Source organism: Bradyrhizobium sp. CCBAU 11361, assembly GCF_028128935.1.
In the GTDB taxonomy this organism is placed as follows: domain Bacteria; phylum Pseudomonadota; class Alphaproteobacteria; order Rhizobiales; family Xanthobacteraceae; genus Bradyrhizobium; species Bradyrhizobium niftali.
Genome location: NZ_LBJZ01000185.1, coordinates 63,762 through 78,865, shown reverse-complemented (window position 1 = coordinate 78,865; position 15,104 = coordinate 63,762). Strand labels below are relative to the sequence as shown.

At 62.4% G+C, this 15,104-nt stretch carries 18 protein-coding genes; 9 read left to right on the top strand and 9 right to left on the bottom strand.

Features of this window, described 5'->3' with window-relative positions:
- Positions 1 to 5 precede the first annotated feature (5 nt).
- The 5 genes from queE to XI08_RS26440 all read left to right on the top strand — a co-directional run bounded on the left by queE (position 6) and on the right by XI08_RS26440 (position 3,228).
- Positions 6 to 638 carry a 7-carboxy-7-deazaguanine synthase gene (queE, locus tag XI08_RS26460; RefSeq protein ID WP_271576599.1) on the top strand — a complete coding sequence of 211 codons (633 nt, stop codon included), beginning with the start codon at positions 6 to 8 and terminating at the stop codon, positions 636 to 638.
- 17 nt (positions 639 to 655) lie between these two features.
- Positions 656 to 1,021 carry a 6-pyruvoyl trahydropterin synthase family protein gene (locus XI08_RS26455; protein WP_027543659.1) on the top strand — a complete coding sequence of 122 codons (366 nt, stop codon included), beginning with the start codon at positions 656 to 658 and terminating at the stop codon, positions 1,019 to 1,021.
- Positions 1,022 to 1,037: 16 nt separating this feature from the next.
- Positions 1,038 to 1,925, top strand: a complete 888-nt coding sequence (gene hemF / locus XI08_RS26450) for an oxygen-dependent coproporphyrinogen oxidase (protein ID WP_271576598.1) — start codon at positions 1,038 to 1,040, stop codon at positions 1,923 to 1,925.
- Complete coding sequence (locus XI08_RS26445; RefSeq protein WP_271576597.1) at positions 1,916 to 2,674, top strand: HAD family hydrolase; 759 nt, start codon at positions 1,916 to 1,918, stop codon at positions 2,672 to 2,674. The genes hemF and XI08_RS26445 overlap by 10 nt, the downstream gene beginning before the upstream one ends.
- A 350-nt stretch (positions 2,675 to 3,024) precedes the next feature.
- Complete coding sequence (locus tag XI08_RS26440) at positions 3,025 to 3,228, top strand: YodC family protein (RefSeq protein WP_161536098.1); 204 nt, start codon at positions 3,025 to 3,027, stop codon at positions 3,226 to 3,228.
- 197 nt (positions 3,229 to 3,425) lie between these two features.
- On the opposite strand, the gene XI08_RS26435 is transcribed toward XI08_RS26440, so the two are convergent.
- Positions 3,426 to 4,496, bottom strand: coding sequence for a c-type cytochrome (locus XI08_RS26435; RefSeq protein WP_271576596.1), 1,071 nt, complete (start codon positions 4,494 to 4,496; stop codon positions 3,426 to 3,428).
- Positions 4,497 to 4,670: 174 nt separating this feature from the next.
- Here XI08_RS26435 and XI08_RS26430 point away from each other — a divergent pair, with 174 nt between their 5' ends.
- On the top strand, positions 4,671 to 5,990 hold the full coding sequence (locus XI08_RS26430) for a serine hydrolase (protein WP_271576595.1): 1,320 nt from the start codon (positions 4,671 to 4,673) through the stop codon (positions 5,988 to 5,990).
- A 45-nt stretch (positions 5,991 to 6,035) separates the two neighbouring features.
- On the opposite strand, the gene XI08_RS26425 is transcribed toward XI08_RS26430, so the two are convergent.
- Positions 6,036 to 6,383, bottom strand: a complete 348-nt coding sequence (locus XI08_RS26425; RefSeq protein WP_271576594.1) for a hypothetical protein — start codon at positions 6,381 to 6,383, stop codon at positions 6,036 to 6,038.
- A gap of 408 nt (positions 6,384 to 6,791) precedes the next feature.
- Between XI08_RS26425 and XI08_RS26420 the strand changes: the two genes are divergently transcribed.
- On the top strand, positions 6,792 to 7,250 hold the full coding sequence (locus XI08_RS26420; RefSeq protein ID WP_271576593.1) for a hypothetical protein: 459 nt from the start codon (positions 6,792 to 6,794) through the stop codon (positions 7,248 to 7,250).
- 224 nt (positions 7,251 to 7,474) lie between these two features.
- On the opposite strand, the gene XI08_RS26415 is transcribed toward XI08_RS26420, so the two are convergent.
- Complete coding sequence (locus tag XI08_RS26415; protein ID WP_271576592.1) at positions 7,475 to 8,176, bottom strand: alpha/beta fold hydrolase; 702 nt, start codon at positions 8,174 to 8,176, stop codon at positions 7,475 to 7,477.
- 160 nt (positions 8,177 to 8,336) lie between these two features.
- On the opposite strand from XI08_RS26415, the gene XI08_RS26410 reads away from it, so the two are divergent.
- Positions 8,337 to 9,257 carry a LysR family transcriptional regulator gene (locus tag XI08_RS26410; protein WP_271576591.1) on the top strand — a complete coding sequence of 307 codons (921 nt, stop codon included), beginning with the start codon at positions 8,337 to 8,339 and terminating at the stop codon, positions 9,255 to 9,257.
- A 311-nt stretch (positions 9,258 to 9,568) separates the two neighbouring features.
- On the opposite strand, the gene XI08_RS26400 is transcribed toward XI08_RS26410, so the two are convergent.
- Entirely contained in the window at positions 9,569 to 10,618 is a 1,050-nt protein-coding gene (locus XI08_RS26400; RefSeq protein WP_271576590.1) for an acyltransferase family protein, read from the bottom strand.
- Positions 10,619 to 10,961: 343 nt separating this feature from the next.
- On the opposite strand from XI08_RS26400, the gene XI08_RS26395 reads away from it, so the two are divergent.
- A complete protein-coding gene (locus tag XI08_RS26395; protein ID WP_271576589.1) occupies positions 10,962 to 11,237 on the top strand; it encodes a hypothetical protein in 276 nt (91 codons plus the stop codon).
- Positions 11,238 to 11,342: 105 nt separating this feature from the next.
- Here the strand turns inward: XI08_RS26395 and XI08_RS26390 are convergent, their stop codons facing one another.
- Genes XI08_RS26390 through XI08_RS26370 form a run of 5 tightly spaced genes read right to left on the bottom strand, consistent with a single transcriptional unit; the run spans position 11,343 to position 14,916 of the window.
- A complete protein-coding gene (locus tag XI08_RS26390; RefSeq protein WP_271576588.1) occupies positions 11,343 to 12,113 on the bottom strand; it encodes a sulfite exporter TauE/SafE family protein in 771 nt (256 codons plus the stop codon).
- Positions 12,110 to 13,366, bottom strand: coding sequence for a CCA tRNA nucleotidyltransferase (locus XI08_RS26385; RefSeq protein ID WP_271576587.1), 1,257 nt, complete (start codon positions 13,364 to 13,366; stop codon positions 12,110 to 12,112). Before XI08_RS26385 ends, XI08_RS26390 begins: the two co-directional genes overlap by 4 nt.
- Positions 13,367 to 13,376: 10 nt before the next feature.
- Entirely contained in the window at positions 13,377 to 13,640 is a 264-nt protein-coding gene (locus XI08_RS26380) for a DUF6111 family protein (protein ID WP_027543671.1), read from the bottom strand.
- A complete protein-coding gene (locus tag XI08_RS26375) occupies positions 13,637 to 14,308 on the bottom strand; it encodes a CoA pyrophosphatase (protein ID WP_271576586.1) in 672 nt (223 codons plus the stop codon). Before XI08_RS26375 ends, XI08_RS26380 begins: the two co-directional genes overlap by 4 nt.
- A complete protein-coding gene (locus XI08_RS26370) occupies positions 14,305 to 14,916 on the bottom strand; it encodes a DUF1285 domain-containing protein (protein WP_092187737.1) in 612 nt (203 codons plus the stop codon). The genes XI08_RS26375 and XI08_RS26370 overlap by 4 nt, the downstream gene beginning before the upstream one ends.
- Positions 14,917 to 15,104 lie beyond the last annotated feature (188 nt).

The following is a 15,104-nucleotide window of genomic DNA, read 5'->3' as shown; positions in this document are numbered from 1 at the left end:
CACCATTGAGTTACGCGGTCAAGGAAATCTTCCTGACCCTGCAAGGCGAAGGCGCCCATGCCGGGCGCGCGTCCGTGTTCTGCCGTTTCGCCGGCTGCAATCTCTGGAGCGGCCGCGAGGCCGATCGGGCCGATGCAACCTGCAAATTCTGCGACACGGATTTCGTCGGCACCGACGGCACGCTCGGCGGCCGCTACGCCTCGGCTGCGGAGCTCGCCGACACCATCGCTGCGCAATGGACGGCAACGGCCGCCAACCGCTACGTGGTGCTCACCGGCGGCGAGCCGCTGCTCCAGGTCGACGACGCGCTGATCGATGCGCTCCATGCGAGAGGCTTCGAGATCGGCGTCGAGACCAACGGCACCATCGCCGCACCTGATGGCCTCGACTGGATCTGCGTCAGCCCCAAGGGCGGCAGCGAGCTCGTCCTGCGCCGCGGCCACGAGCTGAAGCTGGTCTATCCGCAGGCCCTCGCCGCGCCGGAGGCCTTCGAGGGCCTCGCCTTCGAGCGCTTCTCGCTGCAGCCGATGGACGGGCCCGAGGTCGCCGAAAACACCGCGCGCGCGATCGACTATTGCCTGCGCCATCCGCAATGGCGGCTCAGCGTGCAGACGCATAAATCGCTCGGCATCAGATAGGATTGGTTTTCGAACAGATGTGGGAATTGACGAAATCGTTCCGCTTCGAGGCGGCGCATTCACTGTCGGGAACGACGTTCGGCGCGGCGAGCGAAGAGATCCACGGCCACTCCTTCCGCGCCGAGGTGACGGTGCGCGGCACGCCGGACCCTGCGACCGGCATGGTGGTCGATCTCGGCCTCCTCCAGCGCGCCATCGAGGACGTCAGGTTGACGCTGGACCACAAGTTCCTCAACAAGATCGAGGCGCTGGGCAAGCCGACGCTGGAAAACCTGTCGCGCTTCGTCTGGGAGCGGCTGGCGCATATCGGCAAGCTCACCCGCGTCAGCATCCATCGCGACAGTTGCAACGAGAGCTGCACCTATTACGGCCCGCAGGGCTGACGGAATGGCATCGACAATGGACCCGAGCTTGATCGAAGACCGCAAGACGCGCGCCCGCGCCTGGTTCGAAGCTTTGCGCGACGACATCTGCGCGAGCTTCGAGCGGCTGGAGGACGACGCGCCACAAAGCCTCTATCCAGGCAAGGCCGGCCGCTTCAACCGTACGCCCTGGCAGCGCACCGATCACAGCGGCGCGGCCGGCGGCGGTGGCGTGATGTCGATGATGCATGGCCGGCTGTTCGAGAAGGTCGGCGTGCACTGCTCGACGGTGCACGGCGAATTCGCCCCCGAGTTTCGCGCGCAGATCCCGGGCGCGGCGGACGATCCGCGGTTCTGGGCCTCCGGCATCTCGCTGATCGCGCATCTGCGCAATCCGCACGTGCCTGCCGTGCACATGAACACGCGCTTCGTCGTCACCACAAAAGCCTGGTTCGGCGGCGGCGCCGATCTGACGCCGGTGCTCGACCGCCGGCGCACGCAGGACGACGCCGACAGCATCGCCTTCCACGCGGCGATGAAAGAGGCCTGCGCGCAGCCGAACGGCGTTGCCGATTACGACAAGTACAAGACATGGTGCGACGAGTATTTCTACCTGCCGCACCGGAAAGAGGCGCGCGGCATCGGCGGCATCTTCTACGACTGGCACGACAGCGGCGACTGGGACGCGGACCTCGCCTTTACCCAGGATGTCGGCCGCGCCTTCCTGAAGATCTACCCTGATATCGTCAGGCGCAATTTCGCGAGTGCCTGGACCGTTGCGGACCGCGAGGAGCAGCTGATCCGGCGCGGCCGCTATGTCGAGTTCAACCTGCTCTACGACCGCGGCACCATCTTCGGGCTCAAGACCGGCGGCAATGTGGATTCGATCCTCTCGTCGCTGCCGCCGGAGGTGAAATGGCCATGACTGCGATGAAGCCCGCTGTGAGGCCGCTGCCCCGCGCCATGCTGATCGATATGGACGACACCATCCTGTCGGCCTATGGCCGGCCCGAGATCGCCTGGAATACGATCGCGAACGAGTTTGCCGAGGAGCTTGCGCCGCTGCCGCCGCAGCAAGTCGCAACCGCAGTGCTGGCTTTCGCGCGAAACTTCTGGGCCAATGCGGAAGCCGCCTGGCGGATGAAGCTCGCCGAGGCGCGGCATCTGACGGTGAAGGGCGGGTTCGCGGCGCTCGCGGCCGCCGGCCACCGTTCACTATCCGACGATCTCGCCATTCGCCTCGCCGACCGCTTCACCGCCTATCGCGAGGAGGAGATGTTCGTCTTTCCGGGCGCGCATGAGGCGATCGACAAGTTGAAGGCGCTCGGCATCAAGCTCGCGCTGGTGACCAACGGCGCCGCCGACACCCAGCGCGCCAAGGTCGAGCGCTTCGAGCTGGCGCACCGCTTCCATCACATCCAGATCGAGGGCGAGCACGGTTTCGGCAAGCCCGAGGAGCGCGCCTATCTGCACGCGATGGAGGCGCTGGGCGTCACCGCCGAGCACACCTGGATGATCGGCGACAACCTCGAATGGGAAGTCGTGACGCCGCAGCGCCTCGGCATCTATTCGATCTGGATCGACGTGCACGGCGACGGCCTGCCCGAAGGCTCGACGGTGAAGCCCGACCGCATCATCCGCTCGCTGACCGAACTGGTGCCTGACCGGTCGTAACCACGGGCGCGAAACAAAAACTCGAAAAACAACCCCATGCACAGTAGCCGGCTGCTGCAAAATCAAACGCTTACGGATTTTACGAAATCGTTTGACCCGTCGGGCAAAACAGGCGCATGATGCCATCATCGCGGCGCATGGGACGGACAAGCCCCTGCGCAACCCATCGCGCAGGCGCCCTCGCCTCCGTCATGGTCCCGCTTCCGGCCTGAAGCTCCGTCGTCGGCGTTTCAGCGGCCTGGCCGCGGATGCGCGCTGCCGCAGCACATCCACTGATCCCGCAGCCCGTGATCGGCGTGTCATGCCGGCTTGCTAGCCTCTCAAGTCAATCAACCCCGAAAGGACCATCCATGGAACTGAAAGCCGGCGATATCGTCATGCTGAAATCCGGCGGCCAGCCGCTGACCGTCGCAGAAGTGAAGGGCGACGACGTGATCTGTCTCTGGATGGGCGTCGAAGGCGACCTGTTTCGCGAGACGCTGCCGCTCGCCGTGCTCGAACACCTGGAAGAGGTGGACGAGGATGAAGAAGAGGACGACGAAGACGAGGAGTAGGCGCGGCTAAGGCCGCGAACTAATCAGATCGGAGCGCTTTGCTCCGGCGCGCGTGATGTCCGCTTTTCCGCCAATAATGGCGCAATGGCGGACATCGCTGCATGGCGCAGAAGCGCCAACAGCCGACGTTCAAAGAGACCGCGCTCCGGGCCGAACAACGACAACGGGCTCGTGGTCGTGCGAGCAGCCACGTAACGTCAAGGCATGAGCGACGCCGTATAGGCGACTAGCGCGATCATGTCGTCGATGCTGAGGTGTTCGACAACCGGTTTCATGAGCTCGCTATTGGAGCCCTTCCGCGCGCCCGACTTGAAGTCGTAAAGCTGACGGAACATGTACGTGGGCGAACGGGCCGCAATCCCTGGCGCCACGGCAGTCCCTTTGAGGTCGGCACCATGACAAGCTGCGCACTGGACGCGGAGGTCGCCGCTCGCTGCCAACGCCCGTCCTTTCTGAATGCTGCCAACCGGGACGTAGGCGATGAAACGAGCGCGCGAGTCCCGGCTGAGAAAGTGTTCAACGTTTTCCGGAATCTCGATGATGCGCTGGCCGATGGGCTCTTTCTCGCCGCCGTCCATCGGCGCCAGGAACAAGTCCCTGACATGTGTCTTCGGAACGGTGTCGGTTTCTACGACCGCAATGTTCGATCTCGGTTTGATTGACGCAAAATAGTTCGCAGCCTCCTTGAGTTCCTGGTCAGTGATGTCCTTGGACGTCTTGATCATCAGGTCGGTGGCGACGCGGGGCACCGAATTCGTACGCAGGCCCGTCTTGAACTCCACCGTTTGCCGGATGATGTAGTCCGCGGAGAAGCCAAACAGGCTGGCATTCTCAGGGCCGCCCGGTCCGTCTGCCCGGTGGCAGACGCCGCACGCGAACACGTCAGGCTTTCTCCCCTTTGCGACGATCTCTGGCAAAGCCGGATGGTCTTCGGGATGCCAGTCGGGAGCGGCGAACAGATCGCGCAGCTGCGTGAGCGTAAAACCGGCGGCGCTGTCAGGGACTCGCCGGATCGTGCCGTCGTCGCGGGCGCGTTGAAAATTCGGCGGGTTTACCGGATAGGCCCATGGCGGTGGGCCGTCTTGGCTCTGTGCAGGCGCCCCCGCTGAAGCAAGCGACGTCAGCGAAAGGGCGAAAAGCGCTGAAGACATCCTCATGGCCAAGACCTCCATGCGCATCGGCGGACCTAGACCTTCGAAGCCGAAAGCGTGAAGACCGGCCGCTCGCGAGGCAGTGCCGCAGAAATCTGCGGCCAGGCGCTCCTCCATCAGGCGTTCCAAGAAACATTCAAGGGCCGAGACAAGCTGGCGTCAATCAGGGATTTGGGTGCTGACGCGGGTTGAGTGCACCGTCACCGTAATCTAGAGTTTGCAACCTACGTTTGCGGGGTAACAATGATTGCTCGTCGGGATTTTCTGCTTGGTGCGATGGCGAGTTCTGTCTTGGCAGCAACAGCACGCGCTGATTTTGCATCCGACGATGAAGTTCGCGACATATTGCGCGAGCGCATCGACCGCGCCCATCAGAGCGTCGGTATTGTCGCGATTTCGTTTGATTCGGCCCGCGAGAAGATCGTGACCTACGGTCAGTCCGGTTCTGCCGTCGACCAACTCGATCGCGACACCGTGTTTGAGATCGGTTCCATCACCAAGGTCTTTACAGCGCTTTTGCTGACCGAGATGGTCACTCGCGGTGAAGTTGCCCTCGATGATCCGGTTTCAAAATGTCTTCCCGGCACCGTGAAGATGCCAGATCGGAATGGCAAGCAGATCACCTTGCTCGATCTCGCGACCTACACATCCGGTCTTCCGCGGATTCCCGACGGGATACCAGCGTCCGGCGATAATCCGTATGCTGCCTATACGGTCGAGCAACTCTATGCGTTTCTGTCTAGCTACACCCTGCATTACGACCCGGGCACTCACTACGAGTATTCCAATCTCGGCTTTGGCCTGCTCGGGCACGCGCTCGCGCTGAGAGCCGGCAGCAGCTACGAGGATCTGCTTGTGTCGCGTGTATGCGAACCCCTGGGATTGCGGGATACGTGCATCTCGCTGAGCAATTCGATGCGCGAGCGCCTTGCCCAAGGCCATGCCTCCAACCTCAAACCGGCATCGAACTGGGACATCCCCACGCTGGCCGGCGCCGGCGCGTTGAGGTCGACGGCCAACGACCTAGTCAAATTCGTGAAGGCGACCTGCCTGTCCGGAGCCAACGCGCCCCTTCGTTCCGCCATCGACATGTTGCTACAGACCCGCCGTCCAACAAACCTTCCCAACACGGAAGTCGGCCTCGGCTGCTTCATCAGGACCGGCAATAAAGACGAGATCATTTGGAAAGATGGAGGGACCGGAGGATATGCCTCGTTTGCCGGGTTCTCCACTACACTGCGGTCCGGAGCTATCGTTCTCTCGAACTCGATAAACTCCGTCAACGACATTGGATTTCGGCTGACCAATCCAGCCTACACGATTGCGCAATATCCGCCTGAAGTGGCTGTCGATCCTGCCGTGCTCGCGACCTATCAGGGGGTCTACGAGATGAGCCCCAAATTTGCTCTGACCATTCGAGCCGAGGCTGGCAGGCTGTTCGTACGCGGGACCGGGCAGCCAGAGTTCGAACTGTTTGCCGAGGACCAGAACCGCTTCTTCATGCGCTTTGTCGACGCCCAAGGAACGTTTCTGCGTGACAAGGATGGTGCGGTTGATCGGCTGTTGTGGCACCAGAACGGAAGGTACGCGTACTGCCCCCGGGCTCATTGATACTGGCGGTCGTGAACGCCCCAGGTGAGCTCCGAGAGCGCGGACTCAGGAGTTGAAGATTTTATCGCGCGTGGGTTCCATCATGACCAGGAAGAGCACGATGAACAATGCGACCGCGATAGGGTATGCGAAGATCAGCAGAACAGATGCCAACATGACTTCGCCGCGCGCTCCGAAGAAAAATGGAGCCAGTTCGAGCGGCATGACGACGCCGAAGCCCGAGCTAATTCCACCAATGACTGCCACCACAACGCACGTTGCAACCCTCTTCAGGAACAGCGCGAGCACGAAACAAACTAGTGCGACGGCGATGAGAGCCCCTTCCGTCCGGTGCATCAATTGGACTGGCCAGCCAGACTGTTGATTGCCGAGCGAGGCAAACACGAACATCATGCGAACTACCAATGCCTAACCTGACTCAACGGCCAACCTTCATACGATTGACCGCATCCTCGATGATTGCACGCCTTGGTTGATGATTTGTGAACTTGCGCGAGACCTGGCGCCGAGTGCGCGATGCGGTCCCGCCATCGCAGCACGAAAGCGGACCTCGCCGATGGTCCTTCCGGGTCAAACTCGGAAGTCGGCGGGTCTATGGTAGATGGTCTGTTCTGCCACTGTGGCGGACATCACCGGCTCCGTGTTCAGGCACGCGAAGGGCAGAAGCGGTCATCATCGCACATCAATCAAAGTGAGGGCTCGCAGTGTCAGGCAGCCAAAGATGAATGTGCTTTCTTCCCGAATTGGATAGCCTGAGCTATGCCTGGGAAATTGGCCAATTGCCATCTCGGGAGACCACCAATGAAGTGGATAGTCATTGCCGCCATTGCGCTTGCTGCTTCGGTAATGTTCGCAGCCGCGCAGCCAGCAAAAGAGCTCTACCAACCGGGCCTTGGCGAATTCATGACAGCTACGCAGCTTCGCCACGCCAAGCTATGGTTTGCTGGCAAACAAAATAACTGGGACCTCGCTGCTTATGAGATCGACGAGATCAAGGAAGGTTTAGAGGACGCCGCAAGGCTTTTTCCAACACATGACGGCATCCCTGTCGCTGAGATGATCAAGACCATCATCGATCCACGGATAGAGGAGCTTGAAAAGGCCGTTAGAGCAAAGAGCAGTACCAGATTTACGGCCGCCTTCGACGAGCTTACCAGCGGCTGCAATAGCTGCCACGCGGGAGCCAGCAAGCCGTTTATACGCATTCAGCGTCCAATCGCGTCTCCACTGACCAACCAGAATTTTGCGCCGGAAAGATAACGGGAGTTGCGCGCATCGACCACATGACTTCCGAAACGGGTCATAAGCAGCGGTAGATGTGATGCTGGATTGCCGTCCGGTTTGCCCCTGACAGCCGACATGACACGCGCTCAATCGACCTTCGGCAAAATGCCCAGAAGCAGTCATCGCACCCAACCCATCAATAAGAGAGGTCGCCTTGCGAACGACCTCTCCTTTGTCCGACAAATGCACGCCTATTGTGATCAGCTTTTTTGAACGGCGGCAGCAGCCTTGCGAATGACGTCGATAACGATGTTCGGCTGGGAGAGCATCGGCACGTGGCTGCTCGTCACCTCGGTGACGGTCGCTCCCATGCGCTTCGAGACCCAGCGTTGCAGATCGGGATGCACAGTGTGGTCTTGCGTGGCCAGAATGTACCAGCTTGGCTTCGACCTCCACGCGACTTTGTCGGCGCTGAGCTTCTGCTGCTGGAACAGATTGTAGACGGGCGCATAATGGGTGGCCCAAACCAGCTTCTGGTCTTGCTCGGAGAGGTCTCCTGCGAAGAACTCGGTGCCATTCGGAAGCATCCAGGCACGCCCATCGGCGACCTCGACGCGAGAAAAAATATCCGACGGATACTTGTCGAGCTGGTCCTGTACGGTCTCGCCGGCATCCGGAGCGACCGCTGCAATGTAGACGAGGCCAACCACGCGCTCGTCGGTCCCCGCGCCCGTGATGGTGGCTCCTCCATAGGAATGACCGACGAGGAGGACCGGGCTGCCGACACGATTGAGCGTGCGTTTAACCGTCGCAAGGTCCTCTTCGTAGGAGTCGAGGCCATATTGAACGGCGATGACCTCGTAACCATCAGCCTGCAACGCAGGAATGACTTTGTTGAAACAAGAACCATCGGCCCAGATGCCGTGGCAGAAAGCGATCGTTGGTTTGGTCTGTGCAGGCATACTGCATTCCCTTTTCTTGCACGAGTTTGAGCGATGGAGGCATGTTGGAAGGCTTGGAACGCGGCTGACGGGGATCCCCCATTGCGAGGCTCAACCTATTCGGTCATAAATGTCCGAATAGCTGTGTTTCGTTCGGTTCTTTCATGATTAGAAGTCCGAAATGACCACGATTTTGGAAAGAACAGCTGGTCTGCTGGCCTTCGTACGAACGGTTGATACGGGTTCTTTCGCGGGCGCCGCGAGGCTCATCGGCGCCAGTCCTTCGGCCGTATCCAAAAGCGTCGCGCGCCTCGAACAACGTCTCGGTGTGCGCTTGCTGCAGCGCTCGACGCGCACGCTCAGCCCGACGTCCGAAGGCGCCGCTTATTATGAACATGTTGCCCCCCATTTACGCGCGATCGAGGAAGCCGATGACATCGTGCAGGCTCCGGGCAACGTACGTGGCGTGCTTCGGGTCACCGTGCCGAGTACGTTCGGACGTCCATTGATCTCCGCATGGGCGGGCTCGTTCCTGGAACGCTATCCAGACATCAAGCTCGACCTCAGCGTCACGGACCGCCGTGTCGATCTCATTCGCGAGGGTTTCGACCTCGCGGTAAGAATTGGAGAACTGGAAGACACCAACCTGATCGGCCGCTCGTTGGGCGTGCTGCAATATGTTCTGGGCGCATCGCCGGAATACCTTCAGCGCCGGGGAATTCCGCGGTCGATCGACGATCTCAGGCAGCATGCCTGCCTTCGCCACCTGCTCGGCGGCCGGCCGCAAGCATTCACTTTTGCGGACGGCACCCGGGTCATCCCCAACGGCCCCTTCGATAGCGACGATGCTCAGTCGTTGATTGAGGCGGTCGTAAAGGGCGTTGGCATCACGCAGTTCATGCGCATCGCGATCGAGGACGAGCTTGCCGCTGGGCGACTGAATGTCGTGCTGCCGGAGATACCGATGTTCACCACGCCGGTCTACGTCCTGCACGCGTTCGGACGGCAACTCCCGCTGCGGGCGCGCTTGTTCATCGATTTTCTCGTCGAGGCCTTGGGCGTGTCGCGCAACCCTGAACTTTCGGTGCGGGCCAGCCGCTGACCGTCGCGGACGTGAAAGGCGACGACGTGATCTGTCTCTGGACGGCGTCGAACGCGACCTGTTTCGCGCGACGCTGAGATTACGGTGACAGTGCACTCAATCCCCCGCTCATCACGCGCGAAACCTTTCGCGACAGCAAGTTAGTTGCACTGTCACCGTAATTCTGAGTTGGGTGATAAGCCGCCGATGACGGCCAAGCCGGGCGGCTTCCGGCTTGGGCTCGCAAGCCGACGGTCATGAGTACACGGCCCGAGAGAGGTTCGATCCGCGGTCCGGGCGCGAATGCGGCCTGGGCCGGGGTCATCACGCGATTATTCGGCCCGTGCTGGAATACGCACGGCTCCCTCTCGTCTCGGGACATCCGAGGTCTGTTGGTCGCGGCGCATCAGGCTCCACTTGCGGCCCCAACCGATGAGCGGCGCCTCAATGATGATGTGTAAGGCAAAGGCGAGACCGATGGAGAGCAGAATGCTGGCAGCGATTGTCCCGGCCGTAGATAGCAGCCACATCCCAGTAAAGTTGGTGATCCATTTTATCACCAGGTAGTGGACGATATACAGCGAGTACGAAATCTTGCCGAACCATTGGAGGATCGGCGAAAAGGACTGCCCTTCGACCTCGGCAGACACGACGGCATGGATGAGCAATCCCGCAGCGAGGCCATACGTGGGCACGCGTGCGAATTGCGGATCGGCCGATCCGGACACGAAGATCCAGTACCAGCCGGCCGCAAACAGGCCTGCGGAAATTGCCAGAATGCGGCGCGAAAAGCGCAATCCGCCGTTCCTGTGGAGATAGGCGATGCCGACGCCGGCGCCGAATTCCAGGACCAGCGGATGGGAATAGATGCCAAGCTGCAGGCGGAATACGACGGCAACAACGACCATGCCGAGCCCCGCGAACAGCAGCTCGAACACCCGGTTTGGCGCGATCGCAAGGATGGACGCAACTGCGGCGTAGAAGTGCAATTCGAAAGCAATCGACCAGGCCGGCGCGAGGTACCAGTTCGGATATGTCCACGCGAAGATGAGGCCGAGGTCGAGTGGGGGACGCTTCTCCGGCGACAGCTCGATCCAAGACGAGCTAACGAACGCCACCAGCAACACGAGCCAGTAGACCGGATAAATTCGAACAGCTCGTCTGAAGGTGAAATTCAACGGGTCGCGCTGCCCCGCCGCCGTGGTTGCGATGATGAAGCCGGAGATAACAAAGAAGACGTCGACGCCGCTTGCAAGAATGGTGAGGACGCCTTCGGCGACGCCCGGGCCGACCATATCGGGTCGCGCGCTGACTGCGTGTCCGCAGACCACCGACAGCACGGCAACGCCGCGCATTGCCTCTACACCCGCGAAGACCCGCAAAACGCCTCGGCACTCTCAATTACAAATTGCACCCTATCTGCACGCCAGAATATTAATAAATGGTTGTGACAACCTAATAGTATCTACTTTCGGATGTATTGAGTGAACTGCGACGGGGCCGCATTCTGGCATGACCGCTATGGTCATCAGCCGCCGATGACGGCCAAGCCGGGCGACGGCCGGCTTGGGCTCGGAAGCCGACGTTCATGAGTACGCCCCAGCCGATCGCGCGCCCATGCGGGTCCGTGATGGCGGGGATGTGATCAGGCGTGAAGCCGATGTCTATTGGGGCTCAGCGGCCGAGCGTTAGATAACGAGCCGGGGGGCAGCTGGAGAAAAAGCGATGCGTTTCATCCTGGCGTTGAGCCTATTGATCCCCCTGTATGGCGTTGCGAACGCGGCGCCGGCGCATAACTCCCACCGGCACGCTGCTGTTCGCTCCCATCAGGGCACGTTCGCACCAAGTTCCGCTTCGAGCTTTGCCTACGCGCCATCTGGGCCGCCGACCGAATACCGTTCCGCCCCCTCCTATGGCGACCATGAAGCGTATTTCGGCGCTTCCCAGGGTTATGCGCCTGGCGAAAAGGAGCGTTTTCTCCACAGCTTGTTCGGCCCATAAATGCTTGGGGCCAGCAACCTTCCATGCTGAGCCAAGGGCGCAGCAAATGACGTCTTCGGCTTGCATTGGGCCAATCGCGGAATCTGCGGTCCGGGCACGAATGCTCTAGGCGATCAGTTGCCTTGCCGCGGCCGAGATCATCACCATTCCGCCCGTGATCACCGCGACGTCGAGGATCGCCGTGTGGATGTGCACCGGCATCCGCTCGACGAAGGCTTTTGCGAGGAACGCGCCGGGGATCGCGATCGCCCCGATCAGCAGCGCGAAGGCGAGCACCTGCGCATTCACGGCGCCGGCGAGGCCAAACACCGAGATCTTGATGAGGCCGGTGCCGAGCGAGATCATCGCATCGGTCGCGATCACGGCGGCGCCTTCGAGGCCAGCAGCCATCAAGAGCGAGAGCAGGATCACGCCGGATCCCGACGTGCCGCCGACCAGCACGCCGTAGCCGACGGAACCGGCGGCAAGGCCGGTATCGCCGATCCTGACCTGGCGGCGGCGAAGCACGCGGCGCAGCGGCACGCTCAGGATCAGCATGGTGCCGATCACGAGCGCGGCGCCCGCATTGGTGAGGCGCGTGTAGCCGTAGGCGCCGAGCGCGGTCGTCAAGCCTGCGCAGGCGAGCACGATCAGCGCGCGGCGGCGGTCGGCATAGCGGACATAGGCGACTGCACGGCTCGAATTGGTGAAGATCGCGGAGATCGCGATGATCGGCACCACGGGCTCGGCACCGACCAGCGGCACCAGCACCAGCGGCATCAGCGCGCCGGTGCCGTAGCCGGCGAGACCACCGATGATCGAAGCAAACAACGCCATCAACGCGACCAGCAGGAGCTGGAAAATCGAGATGTCAGCGAAGCCTGAGACGATGGTCACGTTTTCCGTTCGCGGCTGACGCGGGCCGCAGCTTGATCTGCGATGGAAGCGAGCGCGGCTTCCTCTAGTGGAAAATCCGCCGCCAGCCAAGCGTCCTCGGCGAGTGTCAACACATGTCCGAGCGCAGGCCCTTCCGCCATCCCGCGCGCGATGAAATCGGCGGCGCGAAGCGGAAATTTCGGCGCAGTCCAGCGCTGCGGCAGCTCGGCGAGCGCGCGCCAGCGCGACGAATGCACGTCGCTCGCTGCCCGCGCCCAGCCGAGCAACACGCGATCGTGATAGCGCTCCGCACCGAGCCGGTAGAGCAGCCGCCGCGCATTGGCCTCGTCCTTGGTGGCGAAGCGCCACCAGCGGTGCCCCATCGAATCCAGCGCCTTGGCCTCGGCATTGGAGAGCCGCAGGCGCGTGGCGACGCGCTTGGCGTCTTCCGTCACGGCCACCGTCAACGCGGCCAGCCGCCGCGTGCTGCTTGCCGGCAGGCCGAGCGCACGCTCGATCGCGACCATCGTCGCCAGCGGCCCGGTATAGACGACGCCGCCGGTCAGCGCCTGCAGCAATCCGCCCTCGGCCATGGCCAGCACGGCGGCAGACGCGCCGCCGGCCACCAGCAGCTTCAGCATCTCCATGCGCACCCGCTCGGCCGACAGGCTGGCAAGGCCCGCGCGTCCCCGGATGCAGGCGAGGTAGCCGTCGCGGTCGGGCTCGCCGGCGCCGAAGGCGGCGTGGATGCGGAAGAAGCGCAGGATGCGCAAATAATCCTCGGCGATGCGCTGGTCGGGGTCGCCGATGAAGCGCACGCGGCGCGCTCTGGCATCCGCGATCCCGCCGACATAGTCGTAGACGACACCTGTCGCATCGACCGACAGGCCGTTCATGGTGAAGTCGCGCCGCTCGGCGTCCTTCACCCAGTCGCGGCCGAACGCGACCTTGGCCTTGCGGCCGAAGGTCTCGGTGTCCTCGCGCAGCGTCGTGACCTCATAGGGATGCCCGTCGATGACCAGCGTGATGGTGCCGTGCTCGATGCCGGTCGGCACGCTCTTGATGCCGGCGGCCTTGGCGCGCCGCACCACCTCCTCCGGCAGCGCCGTGGTCGCGATGTCGATGTCGCCGGGCGCGAGTTCGAGCAGCGCGTTGCGCACCGCGCCGCCGACCACCCGCGCCTCCTCGCCATCGGCGCCCAGCAATTGCAGGACGCGCGCGGTCCCGCCGGAGATCAGCCATGGCGCACCGGCGAGGATCGGCTCCGCGCTCATCGGCAGGCCCCTATCTTTCCGTGCCCGGCACGAACTTGCCGTTCTCGATATGGGCGGGAACGTAGGTCGAATCCGGGCCGGCGCCGGAGAATTGCGCCAGGCCGATCAGACCCGCGATCACGAGCACGATCGCCACGAGAGCAAGGCGGGCGACGATGGTGACCGGCCAGGACGATTGCACGAACAGGCCGGACCGGCTGGCAGCCAGGAACAGCGCATAGACGGCAAAGGGAACGAGGAAGATTCCGATCTCGGTCAGAACCGTCCGGATCATGATGAGTAGATCCGCTCATAAAGCACACGCAGCATTCCGGCCGTTGCACCCCAGATGTAACGCTCAGCGAACGGCATCGCATAGTAAAAGCGCTCCATGCCGCGGAATTCCTTGCTGTGCAGCTGGTGGTTCGCCGGATTCATCAGGAAGGATAGCGGCACCTCGAACGCATCATCAACCTCGGAATGGTTGATCGTGAGCGCAAAGCCGGGCCGGACCCTCGCGACCGTCGGCAGGATGCGGAAGCCGAAGGCGGTGCCGTAGAGATCGAGATAGCCGATCGGCTCGATGAAGTCGCGCGACAGCCCGACCTCCTCCTCGGCCTCGCGCAGCGCCGCATCGACCGGCGAGGCGTCGGTCGCGTCGATCTTGCCGCCGGGAAAGGCGATCTGGCCGGCGTGGTCGTTGAGATGCGCCGAGCGCTGCGTCAGCAGGATGGTCGGCTCGGGATGGTCGACCACCGCGATCAGGACCGCCGCCGGCCGCACCGGCTGCTCGCGCGCGACGATCTCGAGCATCTTGTCGGTCCCGGGATCGCCCGAGGCCGGAATGATGTTGGGATCGTAGAGGCCGGCCGGCACGTCGAAGCCGAGCTTCGCCCTGGAACGGGCAAAGAAATCCGCCGCTCGAAACGCGACAGGTTCGCTCCTGGGAATAGGCTTGTTCAAAGCGCGGCCCTCACCTGCTCCGCATCGGCCATGGCGAAGAATTCGCCGGCCGACTCGACGCCGAACATCGGCTGGCCATCGACCATCCGCTCCTCGCCCATGTCAACCAGATCGTAATAGAGCGCGCGGGTCACCTTGGCCCATAGATCGGCGCGGACGTGCAGATAGGGCGTCAGCCCGCCGTCCTTTGCCGGCTCGAAGCGCAGCCGGTGCGCGGCATCGCAGGTGACCCAGTCGTCGACATTGGTGCGGAAGCGCAGCACGCGATGGTTGTCCTCGCCGTCCTCTTGCATTTCGACCGCCATGAACGGCGCGTCGTCGACGCGAATGCCGACCTTCTCCACCGGCGTCACGAGGAAGTGCTTGTCGCCCTCGCGCTTCAGGATGGTCGAGAACAGGCGGACCAGCGCGTGACGCCCGATTGGCGTCCCCATGTAGAACCAAGTACCATCGGAGGCGATTCGGATATCGAGATCGCCGCAAAACGGCGGATTCCACAGATGCACCGGAGGCAGGCCCTTTTTGGCGCCTTCGGCACCGGCGGCACTCTTGGCAGCGGCAGTCAGCCCCTCAAGACCGCGATCGGCGCTCTGCCCTTGGTTCGCCATGGTTTGCCCTGACTTTGTCCTTTGGCACGATTGGTGCAGGTCTACGTCGTACTCAGGTGCACGGTTCCACCCCGGATTAGTCCGGTGTGGAGGTCGCCACTTCGTGATGCCCTACATACCCTTAAGCCGATAAGGTGGGGATAGGTTAATTCAACGAATACATGGCCTTCCTGCAAGTCTAGCATAGG